The sequence below is a fragment of the Chryseobacterium culicis genome (assembly GCF_002979755.1).
In the GTDB taxonomy this organism is placed as follows: Bacteria; Bacteroidota; Bacteroidia; order Flavobacteriales; family Weeksellaceae; genus Chryseobacterium; species Chryseobacterium culicis_A.
The window spans coordinates 302,734-319,410 of sequence record NZ_PCPP01000001.1; the positions used below are offsets into that span (position 1 = coordinate 302,734).

Below are 16,677 nucleotides of genomic sequence, written 5' to 3' on the forward strand. Positions count from 1 at the left end.
CGGGCTGGAACGGAATAAACTTAAGAAATCTTAAGAAACGTCAGAGAGGTGCTTTTTTCTCAGATAGCTCAGATATTCTACAGTGATTCCAAGGTAGGAAGCAATCATGTATTGAGGGAAACGTTGTTCGATATTGCGGTAAGCAGTAACAAATGTTCGGTATTTGGTATAGGCATCTACCCGTGAGTGTTCAAAAGTTCTCTCCTGCAATGTGACATAGGCAGACTGCATTTTCAGTCGCCAGAATTCGGAAATGGCCGGAACTTCTTTGTATAACAGCTCCAAATTGCTTTTACTGATCTGTACAATGATAGTATCTTCATTAGCCTGAATAAACATTCTTGACGCCAGTTCACTCAAATAGCTGTAAAGATCATTCACCCACCAGTTTTCAATACCCAGCTGAGTGGTGTTTTCTTTTCCCTTTTCATCAATATGATAAGCGTACAGGCTTCCCTGGGCAATAAACCTCATATGTCTTGAAACTTGCCCTTCACGAAGCAGAAAGTCTTTCTTTTTGAGCGATATAATCTCTAATTTGGAAGTGATACAGTCAATATCTTTATCTTCTAAAGAGACTATTTCCTTAAAGTGTTCTATCAGCTGTAAAAGTATTGTATCGGTATCCATTGTAAAATATTGTAGCTTACCGTAATGAATCTAAGGTATTGCCTACCGTACAAATTTACGCAAATATTAAAAATTTCAGGAATAACAAAGGCTGAACCTCAGTTGAAAAGAATGATGAGTATTGAAAAAAGTAATCTCATTGAAAGCTAAAATACTCAACAAGAAACTATTATTTGTAGATTTGTGAATATCATGAAAATAGAGAATATGTCATTGATCAACGATTTGGGCAAGATTATTTTTTTCCTGTTTCTGCTGTTAAGCGCTTTTCTGCTGACCGCAAAATCTGAAAGGAAATTACCCCATTATTTATTCGCTGCCTTTCTATTGATTTCTGTCATTGATCTTTCCGGTTTTTTCCTGCCTCCATCTGATCATAAAATAATTAAAGGCTTCAAATTGGCGAGTGTTCTTTTGCAGATGCCGTTATATTATCTGTATGTAAATGCCGCCTGTTATTATAATTTTACGCTTCGCAAAAAGCATCTTCTGCATGCCTTGCCATTTTTGTTTTTCATGGGATGGTTTAGCATAGCAGGTATTTCCGGGCAGAATGATCAGGCCTTTGATCTTGTTTCTACTGTTCAGTATTATTTCTATATCATTGCCGTATTTCTGGTGTTGAGAACCTTTAAAAGGTTATATCAGGAAAACTATTCCAGTAATCATCAGCTTACTTATAAATGGCTGCTGCAGACCACAATTCTCTTTTTGATCGGAAACACTTTTGTATTGATAAGAGAGTTTCTGAAAGATAATGAAACTGCATTTTTATATTTATATACGCTGAATTCGTTATTTGTATTATTTGTGATCAGCTGGTTTGTATTGAATGCTTTATACCGTCCCAATCTTCTGGCTGGGATTAATAAGGATCTGATTCCTGTGCAGGAGGTTGAAGAATCTCAAAAAGAAGAACCTGAGCAGCTGAAAAATCTCCTGACCTTTATGGAAGTAGAACATCCTTATCTGGATGATAAGCTTACCTTGCAGAAATTAGCAGTACAGATGGGGATGCCGGAAAAGCAGTTGTCAATATTAATTAATCAGCATACGGGCAGACATTTTTTTGATTTTATTAATGAGTTCAGAATTAATAAAGCTAAAGATCTTCTTAAGGATCAGCCTCAGCTTACTGTGCTTGAAGTTTTGTATGAGGTGGGGTTCAATTCCAAATCTTCATTTTATACGGCCTTCAAAAAAGAAACAGGAGTTACTCCTACAGATTACAGAAAATCAGTTGTTTAAATAGAGTCCGAATTAAAGTCGGACTGATTTTTCAGATAAAAAGAGTCCGATTTCCGGTAGTCGGATATTTACATCAGCGTAAAGTTTCAGATTTGCTTCATCATTAAAATGTAAAACAGATGAAACCACAAATCAGATTGACGTTATTTATTTTTACCATCCTGAGCACCGGATTGTATTTCGGACAATTGACTCAGCAGAACAAAATCCGAAAAGCAGATTCCGTAATAAGTACTTATGCCAAATCCAATGAACCCGGAATGGCTATAGGCATTATCAAAGACGGAAAAGTACTCTATAAAAAAACATATGGACTGGCAAATCTCGAAGATAGGGTTCCAGTGTCAGACTCTACGGCTTTTGATATTGCTTCTGTTTCAAAACAGTTTACCGCTTTTGTTACACTTTTAGCTGAAAAAGAAGGTCGGTTATCATTGGAAGATGATATCCGGACTTATCTTCCGGAACTGAAGAATCTTCCCTATAAAATTACCCTTAGACAGCTTGCCAATCATACCCATGGATTGCCGGATTTTACAAGTATTAAAGACTTGCAGGGATTCGGAAATGAATTCCGGGTAACTAACGAAGATGCTGTGAAAACAGTTTTAGCGATTAAAAGCATCAATTTTAAACCAGGCGATCAATACAGGTACAACAATACCGGTTTTATGTTGATGGCAGAAATCCTCCACAGGGTTTATAAGAAAGATTTTGCACAAATACTTCAGGAATATATTTTCAAACCATTGCAAATGAATCACTCAATGGCGGTGAATGATCCGGTAAAAATCACTCCCAACAGAGCAGAATCTTATCAGGTAACCCATTCCGGTTTTGTCAAAACTCCTCTCGGGCAGATGGAAAATGGCTCGTCCAATATTTTTACTACTTTGAATGATCTGTGTATATGGGCTGTTAATTTTCAGAAACCTTTGGTGGGAAGCCGTGAGATCTACAATAAGATGCAGCAGAGTACAATATTGAATACCGGTGAGAAAATACAATACGGGCTGGGATTGCAAACCGGAAAGTATAAAGGGCTGGATATTGTCTTTCATGGAGGAGGAACTGCCAGTTACAGGTCTTATATCCTGCATATTCCTGCCTATCATCTATCTGTTGTACTGACAGGAAATAAAAGTGTTTTTGATGGGCTGGTGATTGCCTATGCACTGGTAGATGTATTTCTTAAAGACCAGCAGACCCTTCCGGCTCCTCCAAAGAAAACATCGTATACAGCGGCTGAACTGAAATCATGGGAAGGAACTTATGAAATAAATCCGGGAAATTATCTGGAGATAAAAACAGACGGTAAAAACCTTTATTGGGATAATAATAAAACTCCCCTACAAACAGCAGGAGATGATAAGTTTAATATCCCTTTTATTCCGACAGGAAGTTTTACATTTCATCCGGAGAAGCTAATTTTCAATATTGGAGATTTTACATTTGCATGCAAAAAAGTAGTATTAAAGCCTCTGAATGAGAATACAATAGGTCTTCGTAAATATGCCGGATTCTACAGAAATGAAGAATTCAACACCATATATCAATTGGTGGTAGAAAATAATAAACTGGTTGCCAGACATCCTTTGAATTCAGATATCCTATTGTACTTTTCAAGTTCTTCACAACTTTATTCTTACAAATCATTCTTCGGAAAGCTTGATTTTAAATATGATAAGAATAATGATATTAAGGGATTCCTTTTATCGGGAGGAAGCCTCTCTGATATCGAATTTAAAAGAATAAAATAGTTTTTGTGGAATTTGAAGAAGGTCTGAAATGTTCCCCATTTTTCAGCTTTAAAATTACCATAGATATCTTTTCCATTATTTTCCACGCGGTCTATGCTGAGAAACATCTCATTCCCCAGGGCATTGGAGAAGAATGATTTGAAATCTTTAGAATGGCCATTGTTTTATGCTAAAAAGAAGACCACAATTTACGGGTTAAATTGTGGTCTTCTCAATTAAGAACTATTTTTAACTACGATTCTGTTTTCAAATAACCATAATGTAAAGCAGTTTCTTTTCCGAATAAGCTTGAGAAAATATTCTGAAACTCATGGATGTACCTGCACTTTATGGCGTTCCCGTATATCTTTAGTCCTTCCAGTATTTTTCTGGAGCTCAGATCAATGTCATATTTTATAAAGGATTCCGGTCTTTCATATCGGATGCTCTGCTCCGAACTGTAAGTTCTTGAAAATCCTAATTTTTCAAGCCATTCTTCTGTTATCTTAATAGGTTTGATGGAGGCTGCCGGAACTGAAATACTTTGAATATCATTTTCAATTTTAACAAAATAAGCCTGCTCAACATTGTGAAAGATCTCAGTGATCGTATAAATCTGATTTTTGTACTCGACTAAGTTCTTGATTTTTAGATCTGCTACGTTCATAATATTTTGGTTTTTAGTTGATGATATGGTCTCAGATAAAAAGCAAATAGTATGCCCAGCATCTCATTGTTAACCCTTATTTTAGGGAAGATTAGGTTAAATTTTTGCAATGAAAAATTAATGATATGTTAAAATAGTACACCAGTAAGCGAATTATCATGGGTTCATGAAAAATAGAGTGTGGTATGTATGTGGTACTAGTTTTTTATTCTTGCTTTGGGTGACGTATTAAAAGTAACCAAAAGAAGAGCAATAATAACGGATATGATAAGAACTCCAATGAAAACATTCCAGGAATAAGCATGAAGAAGATAGCCGGTACCACTTCCCAGAATACTTGAACCAAAATAATAAAATAACCAGTAAATAGAAGTGGCTGAAGATTTTCCACGTTTGGCATACAAAGCGGTCATCTGGCTGGCCATTGTATGGGCTGCGAAAAAAGAGAGGGTAAAAAGTCCAAGTCCGAAAATAAGAATATAAATATTTTCTGATAATAATAATGCTGCTCCGGTGAGCATAGACAGGATAGAAACTTTAAGAATATTATTCATCGGAAACTTTTGAGAAAGGCGGCTTACGATCATCGTTCCAAAGACTCCAAAAATATACATCAGAAAGATAAAAGCGATAATAAAATGGCTTAATGAAAATGGTTTTGCTTCTAATCTGAACGTTAGGTAGTTATAAACACTTACAAAAACTCCCATTAGCAATGCTGCAGTACAATATAGGCGAAGCATATACGGATTGGTAAGAAAAAACTTCATCTGTTTTACCTTAAGATGATAATCTGTTTTCTGTGGATTGAAAAACCTTGATTCCGGAAACAGCTTCCAGAATACAACAGCCAGAATGAAACTTTCGATTCCGATAAGCAACACTGCATTACGCCATCCGAATTCCCCGGCAAATAAAGTGGCCATTATCCTTCCGCTCATCCCTCCAATAGTGTTTCCACTGAGATACATGCTGATGGTTGCAGGTACTGCCAGAGCACTTACTTCCTCTGTAAGATAGGCTAGCGCAACAGCAGAAACGCCGGAAACAACAAAACCTTTAAAGACTCCGATAGCAATCAGGAGACTTAAACTTGGAATCCAGGTTGAAATAATGGTAAGTAGAGCAGATGAGATCAACGAAAAAACCATCAGACTTTTTCTTGAATAGCTGTCGGCTTTAAATGCAAAAAACAACAATCCCAATGCCATACCTATCGTAGATGATGATACCAGCAGGGATGTATCACCTACAGATACCCCAAATTGTTCTGCCGCCATGGGCAGCATAGGCTGGAAGAGATAAAGCTGTGCAAAAACCGAAAGTCCGGAAAAGAATATACAAAGTTTGATGTATCGGAGACGTCGGCTTCCCTGAAGAGCTTTTTCAGATGGATTCATTATGGTTTGCAATTAAAATGCAGTGGTTTGACAGAAAATTAAGTTCTGTAAATTTCCTGATTATTTTCCGAATTTAAAAATCATTATTTCAATGATATTGATTGGTGAAACAAATCAGTGAAGCTGCAAACTGCTGATGTATTCAGAAGGGGTAATACTTTCCATCTGTTTGAATACCCTGTTGAAGGTAGACTGGTTGGAGAATCCTGCCTCTGTATAAATATACATAAGGGTTACCTTCTCAAGATCATTTTCATTAAGCAGTCTTTTTACACACTCAATTCTGTGCCTATTCAGATAGTTATTGAAGTTGGGATATCCTTTTGTACGGATGGATTTGGAGATATAGCTGCTGTTAATATCAATTTCCGTTGAAAGCTTTGAAATATTAAAATTGACATCCTTATACAGCTGTTTTTCTCTCATTACCTGCTCAATTTTCTCAAATAATTCATCTGCAAAAGGTGTTTTCTCTACCATAGGTGCCGGCTGTATGATGGCATTCTGGTTCTTTTCTTCGATTTCATGGTAAATTTCAACTCTTTTTATTTTATCCTTAAAATAGAGCAGAAGTGATATTACAGCCACATTGGAAATCATAAGGATCGTATCGGTAATTCTCACATCTTCAGGTCTGTGTATGGGGAATTTAAAGCTGAATGTTCTTGAAATAAGGTATCCTGCAATAATATTCAGCAAAACAAACATGCTGTACATAAAAACATACTTCCTTTGAAAGAAAACATAGGCGGCCAGTGGAATGGGAATAAGCCAGACAAAACTGGCTATAGAGTTGTTCCAGAAAGCCAGCATGATGTAAAAATTGTAAAGAGTGGCAATAATAATATAGGAATGCACCATTATATTTACCGAGTAGGATTTACGTATAATAAGGTAAGTATATACCAGTAAAAAAAGCCCTCCATAAAGATACCATGCCATCATTTTATCAGGAATGATAAAAGTAAATATCAAAGCAAATACAGCAAGAATAACAGCCATCATAATGTTGTAGTAGTAGATCAGCTGCCGTTTGTACTGTTCAATTTTTATGTCTTTTGCGGTGGTCATTTGTGGTAAGAGATAATTTTTTAAGCATTCAATACATTTTATTCAGTCAGTTTTCAGAAAATGACTTATTTAAATATTTGATTATTAGTTGTTTGTGTTTTATTGAGCCGTTTCCGGTTTTTCATTGATTCTTGATAAAGTTGATTGTTCAATGCGAATAACTTTGCAACAGCTAGCTCAATAAAGGCTGATTGATGATATGTCAATTGACCCACATGATTTATTTCCTTTTTAATAAATCAATAATTTTTAAACAAATATACTAAAATGAAGAAAATAAAATTAACTCTTTCCGGCATAATGATGGGTCTTTCAATCACTGCCTATTCCCAGGTTGGTATCAATACAGATTCTCCTAAAGTAACATTGCATGTAGAAGGGAAACCGGACGTTGCAACAGTTCCCGATGGAGTAATGGCTCCCAGAATAACAGGGGATCAGCTGAAAGCGAAGGATGATGTTTACACAACGGTACAAACCGGAGCATTGGTCTATGTGACTCAGGCCGTCACAATGCCTTCTGCAAAAACGGCGAAAGTAGATAAAGCCGGCTATTATATGTTTAACGGTACGACATGGAAATTTGCATTTGGTGGGAAAGATGATGATATCACCATAGGAGATTTAATTTACTACCACGGAAGTATTCCAGCAGGAGTTTCCGGAGCGAATACTTTGGCCAGTACCTATCTTTCAGATTTACCCGTTTTGGGAGGTTTCCTAAGACTTGATGCACAATTTAACAGCAGTTCAGCAGGAACTGGAGCGGCTACCACTTTTAATCCGAGACTTTATAATGCAGGGACTTCAGATGTGAAAATCTGGGTCTCAGAAATGTCTACCCATACCGGAGATTCTGACAACGGAAATATTAAATTATCACCGGGAGCTTACCGACAGTTTGATGATGGTGTTTATCTTACTCAGACCCATAATGAGACCGTAACATTTGATATTACAATACAGGAACCGGAACCAAGATGGTACAGAGTATATTATGCATTCCGCGTAGATAACAAATCTAATACAGGAAGTAGTGATGCTACCACTACAGATTCCAATACTTCTGATAACACAAGGGAACTGTTTCTTTCTGTACAGAGACTGTATTAATTAGCCGCCTGATGATTCTAAAAATACAATAATGATATAAAAATATACAAAATCTATGGGTTAGCTGTTTAAAAAAATCTAATGAGATTTGTGTTTTTTCTGGGGCTGGAATAGTATGAAATTTCAGCCCCGATTTTCTTAATGCATCATTTCGTAAGCCTTGATCAGTTCTGCAATATTGGTTACATCAAGCTTTTGAAAAATTCTCTTTTTATAAGTGCTTACCGTAGACATCTGGATATTGAGTCTGTTGGCAATTTCAAGATTACCGTTGCCGTCTGCCAGAAGTTTAAAAATTTCATATTCTCTGGAGGATAGCTTTTCTACCGGATTATTTCTCTTGTTTTGAATAATAAGGCCAATCAGTTCTGCAGGGTAGAAATATCCTTTTTCGATGACCGTTTTTACAGCATTCTTAATTTCTTCCTCACTGCTTTGTTTATTCAGATAGCCCTCAGCACCTTCTCTGATATACTGGATGGCAACATCCTTGTCATATCCTGAGAATATGAGAATCTTAAGGTCATTTTGTATATTTTTAAGCTCCGGAACCATTTTTTTATACTGAGTTCCTGGCATATCAATATCTAAAATAAGAAGATCATACCGTTGACCTTCCAGTTTCTTTTTCACCTGGTCATAATTTTCTGCAAAATCTATACGGATGGCCGGATAAGCAGTTTCAAGAACCAAAGAGGTGCCTGCCCTTACTACATAATGATCATCAGCGATTAAAATTCTTTCATTCATAGAGATTAGTTTTTATTGAGTGTTATTTCCACAACAGTTCCTTTAGGCTGGTTTTGTCTGAAACTCATTTCGGCATTGATCTTTTTTACCAGATGGATGACCATATGCAGCCCTAGACCTTTTCCTTTGAAGCTGGGGGTTTCCTGTTTAGGATTTCTGAACAGGTTCATGTAAATGTCAATCTGTTCTGCAGACATTCCTGTTCCTGTATCAGTAATTATTATGGTGGATTTTTGTGGATTTTCGGTAATATTGAGGGTTATATTTCCTTCAAAGGTATTTTTTACGGCGTTATCAAGGATGTTATGAATAATAGCAGTTAAAATACTTTCATTTACCTGAGAATAAACGATGTGTTCAGTAAGGTTGGTAATCGTTGTCCCTTTTTCTTTGGCGATTTCACAGAATAGCCTGTTTTTGATTTCCAGAATTCTGTTGATGGGATATTCCTTTTCTTCAAAAATATTTTCAGCCTTATAAAGCTCAGTATATTCTTTTAAATTCAGCGTAAACTGATAAAGCTGTTCTGAGGATTTATAAATACTGTCAAAATACTTTTTCTGAAGCTCCACATCATCGGATTCATGAAGTTTTTGAGAGAGCATGGCAATAAACCTGATAGGAGTGGTAATATCGTGGCTGATGGTCTCCACCAGTTTTTTCTGATATTCCGTTTCTTTCTGCAAATTATTTTTCACAACCTCCAGGTGAAGAGAAGTTTCCTTTAGTTCAGAGTTTTTATTGTGAACAATCTGTTTTAAAGCTTTATTTTTTATCCTTAAAAAATTGGTGGTTAACTGAACGATAATGATGATTATGATAAGGATAATAATGGAAGCAGACACTCTGAAAAGTAATGTCTGATAAAAAAGAGGATGAATTTTGAAACGTATTGTTTTTTCTTCATATTTCCCATCCGGAGAAATAAGGATTCTTACACTGAGTGTATATTCACCGGGAGAAAGATTACTGATGGTATATTTTAATTCTTTTCCTGCAGCGATCTTTTCCCATTCAGTATTTTCTTTTCCTGATATTTTGGCCTCAATATAAAGGTTTTCAAGATTAGAAAAATAAGGAATATCAATAAAAACATCTGCTGTTTTATAATCATTCTTTAACTCAAGAAGCTGATGGAAATACTGAGGTTCAGCATTCCCGACTTTCACCCTTTCAATGTAAATTTTACTTCTTTCCGGATAATAAGAATGAACACTTTCCGGATTGAAAAATACAAAACCATCCATAGAAGGAAATACAAAGTCTCCATTCTCCAATGCATAAGCGTTGGGCTCAGAACTTCCATTGAATTCATTGGTCAGAAAGCCGTCTTTTTTGGTGAAACGGTAATAGAAAACCGGAGTTTTTTTGTCTTCTGCATAGTGCAGCAACTGCTTCTTAGGAACCTTAAACATTCCGTTATTCGAGGATATCCAATAATATCCCTTTTGGTCTTCAAGAATATAATGGGCCGACTGGAGGTAATTATTACAGTCGTTCGGCATTTTGATAAGCTTATGGTTCCTGAAAAGATAGAATCCGTTTTTATTTGTAGTAATCCATATCAGATTATCCTTTGTTTTGATAATGCTTTTAACATGGATGTTTTTGATTAAAGGAGTTATGGTATTACTTCCCAGCATTACGGAATAAAGGCCGTCGCTGTTTCCGGTCAGAATTTCATTATCGCTGTACTGAAAAAAAACATTCACAAAACTTTTAAAAGTATAGGTGAAATCCGGTTGGGCAAACATATCTTTTTTATGAAGATAAAGTTGGGTACCCGAAAGATCTGTAAAGGTGGTACCATAAAGATTTCCACTTTTCATAAACGTTTCAAGCCCTTTTTTGACAAAAATGGAATCCTTCTTTTTATACCCTGAATTTTTATAAAACCTGATAATGCTGTTTCTCTTTCTGATCAGAATGTTCCCGGAATTGTCATACATCATCAGATAATTGTCATTGCTTCCGAAAAGGTGTTTATTAACAATCCCGTTTCTTCCAAATTCTGTCCCGTCCTCAGCAATGATTGTACTTTGGCTGAAAGGAAGAGAGGCAAAATATACATTATTAGAAAAATCAGCCTCTTTTTTTGAAACATAGAAATTGGAAAGCTGAAGCACATTCAAGCCGTTATTGAGGGTTCCCAGATATAATTTGTTAAAATTTTTATCATAGAACATGGAACAGTAGGAGTGATTTCCGATTTCCTCAAAATTTACAAGAAATTTCAGACGAAGATCTTTTTCATTTCCTTCTAATAAATAAATGTTATCATGATTGATAATAAAAGTCTGATTGGTAATCTGCTGCCAGTAGATTTTAGTGTCAGGATGATTAAAAAGGGTAGGTTTATCAGAAACGGAAAGATGTCCTTTGTAAATAGAATAGGTTTTTCTTTTTTTCAGATCATTGATGAAAAGATGTTCATTCAGTACAAAAATATAATTAAGATCTTTATTGGTAAAAGGGAGGGCAATCTTTATTTCTTTTTTCCCTTCCTTATAGATGATGGCATTCTTTTCTGTAAAATGATAAACAGAATTTTTAAGCTGAATAAAATACTGAATGTCACTATGGAAGTCTGATGTGATGATATTATTGGCGATACGGTACAGGATATCAGTACCATTAGAAAAGGTCATTTTATCTCCGGAGGTAAGGCTTGCCAGTCTTGGAAACCTGTTTTTAATAATGATTTTATTTTCCTGAAAATTGTTAAGAACTGTTATACTGTCAAGAAGCGGATCACCGATAAATTCACCAAAATGCAGATTATTTACCCTAAAATTCTCAAAAGTAATAAAAGAACTCCCGTCATACCGTACCAGTCCGTTTTCTGTAGAAATCCAGATGAAGCCATATTTGTCTTTGACAATGGCCTTTGCACTGCTTTGTGGAAGCCCATTATCTATGTTGTGCCACGTAGATGTATAGTGCTGCCCGGAAATGTTTAGATAGATGCAAGCAAAAATAAATGCCCAAACTCTCATATATGTGCAAAACTGATCTATATCTGCTGCTAATGCAATAGACGGTTAATAATAGTATTTGTACAAGTCAAAGTTTTTTTAATGGGCAGGAACGATTGAAAATAAATTTTTATCATTGAAGTTTTCTGGTCTTTTGTGTTTTATATTTTTTGATCGTGTAAAAATAGTGAAATTATGGAGATAAATTAGTATTGCATGATCTGTTTTCTGTAAGTTTTATCATGCAGTGTAGGCAATAATTCATTTCAAAATTTTTCAAGCATTATCATATTTCAATAATAAGTGATAAATTTATATTGAATTCGTTTTGAATTTTCTTTTACAGATCTCAGTATTATGCTGTATTTGTGGCTTCTTTTAAAATTTTATAAATGATAAATAGTGTTGTATTGGAATGTTTTTATTAATTTATTGACTAACGGTTGATGTTTTGTTTAATTGATTTTTGTAGTAAAAATTTGACAAAAAACAGGGGTTTATTCTACATGACAACCTTGCCAGGGCTTATGAATATTCATATTTTTGCAAAAATATTCTCATCACAAGTAAAGAAACTTTATTGTCAAAATAATGATTCTAAGAACACAAACGGTTTTATCTCAAAAACAAAAGAGACTGTACTAAAAGTAAACAGTCTCTTTTTTATACTCTACATTCTAATCGTATTTTTATCAAAAAACCTCCCGTAAATGATGGGAGGTGAATAAAATTAACTGTATATTGAAATGTAATTCAATCGTTATTTATGAGTTTCAAGCCACTTCAGCCTGCGTTCGTCCGGCAGATGCTTTACTTGGAAGTTTTCAAAAACAGCATTGAATCCTTCTCCGTCAGGGCAGGCGGCCATTAAGCCAACCATTACAGGAGTGTTGTCCTGTAAAGGCGCATTTCTCATCATGATATAATTTTTGTCATCAAAAGAATAAAATATCTCTACTGCATCCAGCCTTCTCACTGCTTTTATCCATAGGGCAGAAGGTGTTTTTTCTAAGGTAATCACACTCCAGTCACTTTTATTGTGGGTTACCACGGTACTGAGATTGTATTTTCCATCTACAAATTCTACTCCGGCTTTGATATAATGTTCTTTATCTGTTCTCAGCATCAGACCCATTTGGTCAAATCTGGCTTTATAACTACCTGTTATTTTTACTTTTGCTTCAAATTCGCCACCATAAGTAGTGTAATAAAAGGGAGCATCATCTACAGTAAATCCGTAGTGCGAAACCCTCCAATAATCACTCTGCGGTGTTACAAACATGGAAAGGCGGTTGTTTTTGATTTCCCATTTTTCAGGTTCATTAAACCAGGTCATTTTCTCCAGAGTCTGGGCAGAAAACTTTTGAATCAGGAATAAGGTGCAAAAGCCGAAAATCAGTTTCTTCATTCTCTTTAGGATAAGTTCTTAACGTAAATTATTATTTTAGCAAAAGTATTATTAAACTTCATTTGCGTCAATACTGATAAATAACCATTATGGAAATCCGTGAACAGCTTAGTGATAAATTACTGGATAATGCCTCCAAAAAATGCCTGCTTGATATAGAAACCTATAAACAGAGAGCACTTGTATATTCCCAGATGGAAGGAGCGATATGTGTGCTGAGTGATATGCAGGAGAATAAAAGTTATATTTATAAATCCCATGCTGCTGCTGAGTTAGGACTTACGATGGGTGAGAATCCTACAGAGATAGAGAGTATCTGGGAGGAAGAAATGCTGAAAAAGATACATCCCGACGACCAGTTGAAAAAGTATATTCATGAACTCCGTTTTTTCAAATTACTGGATGCTGTTAAAATGGAGGAGCGTACAGCATACAGTGTGGTGTCAAAAATAAGAATGAAAGATAAAAGGGATGAGTACCGCTGGGTGAAACATCGCATGTTTTACATGTATTCCCCCTATAATAGAAGGTTGAGATTTGCGCTTTGCCTTTATAATATTGCTATTTCTTCCTCTTCAGTTTCTGATTTTTTGATTATTAATACAATAAAGGGAGACGTTGTTGTGAAAGATAAGCTTGATTACAAAAATATTTTAAGTCCCAGAGAACTGGAAGTTTTAAAATTTGTAGGAGAGGGATATGCAAGTAAACAAATTGCAGATCTTCTTTCCATAAGCATTAATACAGTAAGCAGACACCGTCAGAATATTCTGGAAAAGCTAAAAGTGAAAAATTCTACCCAAGCTTTTAAAGATAGTTTTTCTTAAATATTCAGATCTCAATATCCGAAAAGTTCACCATGTTATTTTGTATCTTATGAGTAATTTTATACCTTGAGTACACATTAGCAAGAACCAGCGTGATGAAAAGAAGTGAAGAAATTACCTCTCAGTATTTTACTTTTCTGGATAATCATATCCAGGGTGTGATCTCCGGAACAATTCCGGAATTTATGGAACTGAATGAAATTGCCAGAGAGCTTGCGCTGTCACATAAGCACCTTACGGATACGGTAAAAAAAGAAACCGGCCAGCATCCTTGTTTTTTTTATGATGAAAAGATCATTCAGCAGGCTAAAGAGATGCTTATTCTTACCGACAAGTCGATAGCAGAAATCGCCCGGATTTTTACTTATGATCCCTCCAACTTTTCAAAATTTTTCAAAAAAATGACAGGTTGTACCCCTGGAAAATTCAGAAATTCCAACAATATTTAAACTGACTATTTTTTTTCTTTAAAATTGCTGTGACAGGAGATTAGAGTCCTTTTCCGTCTCTGGGTAGGGATTTAATCATACTGAAATACCCACTATAAAAGGTGATTTAGTGAATTATAATGTTAAAATTAGCGCAAAATAATCTTTTATAAATGAGATGGTTGTAAAAAATAATCATCTTTTTTTATTATTTATCTATTAATATTTCTTTATTATTTACTTTTTTTATTAAATTTAGGTAAGAAAAAACTAATTAATTCAATAAGGAGAAATGTTAAAAAGAGACAAGTCTATATAATTGAGTTTGGTTTCCAGAGAGTAAGAATAAATTATTGTGTCTTTAATAATATTTAATCTGAATAAGGGAGCTTAAGCCCTTTAAATAGTTATATATTTGTTTTTTTTAACCACAACAAACAAGATTAAGGATGAGCATCAATTTCACAACAGCAACTATTAAAGACTTTGAGAATATACCAGATAATGATATGGCTCAAAGGGCTGAAATTTTTTATGAATATTTAGACTATGTAAAGTCTAATGGACACATGAATTACAGACTGAAGAATACTTCAGGAACCAATGCAATACTGAATGTAAACATTGCAAACCACAACAGAGAATTTGTTAGTTTTGTATCCAGTGATTATTTGGGGTTTACACAACACCCCAAAGTAAAACAAGCTGCAATTGAAGGAATAGAAAAATATGGTACCGGCACAGGAGCCACTCCTCTTATCGGCGGATATTTTGATTACCACAATGCTTTAGAAAAGAAAATTTCAAGTTTTTTTAAAAGAACAGAAGATGAAGCCGTAGTATTTACTACAGGTTATACTGCTAATAGCGCGAGTTTACAATGCTTAATGCAGAAAGAAGATCTTGCTATTTTAGATATGGCTGTACATGCCAGTGTGCACGAAGGATGTGCTTTTACCAATAAAAAAACATTTCCGCACAATAATTTGGAATCTTTGGAACACATTTTGAAGGTATCTGAAAATCTGTACCGTACGAAACTCGTTATTGTGGACGGAGTGTATTCCCAAGATGGTGATACCTCCCGTATTAATGAGATCTATGACCTTGTGAAAAAGTACAATGCCTTTCTAATGGTAGACGACGTACATGGTGTCGGTATCCTTGGAGAAACAGGAAGAGGTACTTTGGAACAGGCTGGATTATTGAATAAAGTGGATATCATCACAGGTACATTCAGCAAAACATTTGGAAATCTGGGAGGATATGTTATTGCAGATAAAAAAATAGCAGCATTCATCAGATTCCATTCACGTCAGCAGATCTTCTCAGCTACAGCTCCACCATCATCCGCAGGAATCGTTAAAGCCATTGATTTAATTGATGAAGAACCTATCTGGAGAGAAAAACTCTGGAATAACATCAATTATTTTAAAAAAGGACTTGACGATTTAGGATTAGATACAGGCGTTACCTGTTCCGCAATTATTCCCGTTAAAATTGGAGATCCTTATGTAACAGGAGAAGCCGGAAAACTACTAATAGAAAAAGGAATCTATACCAACCCGATTCTTTACCCGGCTGTACCAAGAAAAGATGCGCGTATCAGGATGAGTGTGACTGCAAGACATGAAAAAGAACATCTCGACAAAACGCTTAACGCGTTTGATGATATTAATAAAAAATTGCATATTGCGAAAAAATAATAATTATGCCTAGAAAAGTAGTGCAGGGCCCCATTAGGGACAAAGAAAAAACAAAACAGAAACTGCTTGCTGCAGTTGGTAAAATTTTAAGAGTAAAAGGATATTCCGGATTAAAAGTAAGCAAAATAGCTGCCGTTGCCGGATTTGATAAAAAATTGATCTATGAGTACTTTGGAAGTACTGATAAGCTGATCGATGAATATATCAAATCTCAGGATTACTGGAGCCAGGTCAACCAGGATGTTGATATGGATTTTTCTGACGGTGGACATGAACTTACCAAAATGGTGGTATTGAACCAGTTCGAAAACCTGAAGAAAAATAAAGAACTTCAGAAAATTATCCTTTGGGAGCTTTCGGAAAGCAAGCCTATCCTTAAAAAATTAGTTGAACAACGTGAAGAAGTAGGAGAAGTTTTATTTGGAAACATCTCAGATCCTTACTTTGGAGAAGGAGTGGCAACAAGACACAGGGCAATTATGGCTTTAATTGTTTCCGGGGCTTACTATCTTAACCTTTATACAGGATACAATGCAAACAAATTTTGTGGTATTGACCTGAAAACTGAAGAAGGAAGAAAAGAGATAGAAGGCGCTATTGTTGAGTTGATCGACTTTGCATACAGCAAGAAAAAGTAGAACTTAAAAGTTTTCCGATTTGAGCAGAAATACATTTTTTGTTGATAATTTGAAAACTTTTAATTTTCAAATTAAAA

At 35.2% G+C, this 16,677-nt stretch carries 14 protein-coding genes; 7 read left to right on the forward strand and 7 right to left on the reverse strand.

Annotated features, from left to right (window positions below):
- Positions 1-30 precede the first annotated feature (30 nt).
- Positions 31-630: a Crp/Fnr family transcriptional regulator gene (locus tag CQ022_RS01475; RefSeq protein WP_105682684.1), complete on the reverse strand. Its 600-nt coding sequence runs from the start codon at positions 628-630 to the stop codon at positions 31-33.
- A 192-nt stretch (positions 631-822) separates the two neighbouring features.
- Here CQ022_RS01475 and CQ022_RS01480 point away from each other — a divergent pair, with 192 nt between their 5' ends.
- Positions 823-1,878 carry a helix-turn-helix domain-containing protein gene (locus CQ022_RS01480; RefSeq protein WP_105682683.1) on the forward strand — a complete coding sequence of 352 codons (1,056 nt, stop codon included), beginning with the start codon at positions 823-825 and terminating at the stop codon, positions 1,876-1,878.
- Between the two features lie 119 nt (positions 1,879-1,997).
- Positions 1,998-3,638 carry a serine hydrolase domain-containing protein gene (locus CQ022_RS01485; protein ID WP_105682682.1) on the forward strand — a complete coding sequence of 547 codons (1,641 nt, stop codon included), beginning with the start codon at positions 1,998-2,000 and terminating at the stop codon, positions 3,636-3,638.
- Positions 3,639-3,870: 232 nt separating this feature from the next.
- Here CQ022_RS01485 and CQ022_RS01490 read toward each other — a convergent pair whose 3' ends face one another.
- The 3 genes from CQ022_RS01490 to CQ022_RS01500 form a co-directional block, all read right to left on the reverse strand.
- Positions 3,871-4,284 (reverse strand): hypothetical protein, encoded by a 414-nt coding sequence (locus tag CQ022_RS01490; protein WP_105682681.1) that lies wholly within the window; start codon positions 4,282-4,284, stop codon positions 3,871-3,873.
- A 197-nt stretch (positions 4,285-4,481) separates the two neighbouring features.
- Positions 4,482-5,684 carry an MFS transporter gene (locus CQ022_RS01495; protein WP_105682680.1) on the reverse strand — a complete coding sequence of 401 codons (1,203 nt, stop codon included), beginning with the start codon at positions 5,682-5,684 and terminating at the stop codon, positions 4,482-4,484.
- 114 nt (positions 5,685-5,798) lie between these two features.
- The gene (locus CQ022_RS01500; protein WP_105682679.1) at positions 5,799-6,755 is read right to left on the reverse strand and encodes a helix-turn-helix domain-containing protein; all 957 of its coding nucleotides are present in this window, start codon (positions 6,753-6,755) and stop codon (positions 5,799-5,801) included.
- 267 nt (positions 6,756-7,022) lie between these two features.
- On the opposite strand from CQ022_RS01500, the gene CQ022_RS01505 reads away from it, so the two are divergent.
- Positions 7,023-7,868 carry a hypothetical protein gene (locus CQ022_RS01505; protein ID WP_105682678.1) on the forward strand — a complete coding sequence of 282 codons (846 nt, stop codon included), beginning with the start codon at positions 7,023-7,025 and terminating at the stop codon, positions 7,866-7,868.
- 138 nt (positions 7,869-8,006) lie between these two features.
- On the opposite strand, the gene CQ022_RS01510 is transcribed toward CQ022_RS01505, so the two are convergent.
- The 3 genes from CQ022_RS01510 to CQ022_RS01525 all read right to left on the reverse strand — a co-directional run bounded on the left by CQ022_RS01510 (position 8,007) and on the right by CQ022_RS01525 (position 13,001).
- Complete coding sequence (locus CQ022_RS01510) at positions 8,007-8,618, reverse strand: response regulator (RefSeq protein ID WP_105682677.1); 612 nt, start codon at positions 8,616-8,618, stop codon at positions 8,007-8,009.
- 5 nt (positions 8,619-8,623) lie between these two features.
- Entirely contained in the window at positions 8,624-11,614 is a 2,991-nt protein-coding gene (locus tag CQ022_RS01515) for a sensor histidine kinase (RefSeq protein WP_105682676.1), read from the reverse strand.
- Positions 11,615-12,353: 739 nt separating this feature from the next.
- On the reverse strand, positions 12,354-13,001 hold the full coding sequence (locus CQ022_RS01525; RefSeq protein ID WP_105682675.1) for a DUF1349 domain-containing protein: 648 nt from the start codon (positions 12,999-13,001) through the stop codon (positions 12,354-12,356).
- An 89-nt stretch (positions 13,002-13,090) separates the two neighbouring features.
- Here CQ022_RS01525 and CQ022_RS01530 point away from each other — a divergent pair, with 89 nt between their 5' ends.
- The 4 genes from CQ022_RS01530 to CQ022_RS01545 all read left to right on the forward strand — a co-directional run bounded on the left by CQ022_RS01530 (position 13,091) and on the right by CQ022_RS01545 (position 16,600).
- Complete coding sequence (locus tag CQ022_RS01530) at positions 13,091-13,828, forward strand: LuxR C-terminal-related transcriptional regulator (RefSeq protein ID WP_105682674.1); 738 nt, start codon at positions 13,091-13,093, stop codon at positions 13,826-13,828.
- Between the two features lie 95 nt (positions 13,829-13,923).
- Positions 13,924-14,277 carry a helix-turn-helix domain-containing protein gene (locus tag CQ022_RS01535; protein WP_105682673.1) on the forward strand — a complete coding sequence of 118 codons (354 nt, stop codon included), beginning with the start codon at positions 13,924-13,926 and terminating at the stop codon, positions 14,275-14,277.
- Between the two features lie 428 nt (positions 14,278-14,705).
- Positions 14,706-15,962: an aminotransferase class I/II-fold pyridoxal phosphate-dependent enzyme gene (locus CQ022_RS01540; protein ID WP_105682672.1), complete on the forward strand. Its 1,257-nt coding sequence runs from the start codon at positions 14,706-14,708 to the stop codon at positions 15,960-15,962.
- Positions 15,963-15,967: 5 nt separating this feature from the next.
- Positions 15,968-16,600, forward strand: coding sequence for a TetR/AcrR family transcriptional regulator (locus CQ022_RS01545; protein WP_047375406.1), 633 nt, complete (start codon positions 15,968-15,970; stop codon positions 16,598-16,600).
- Positions 16,601-16,677: the final 77 nt, after the last annotated feature.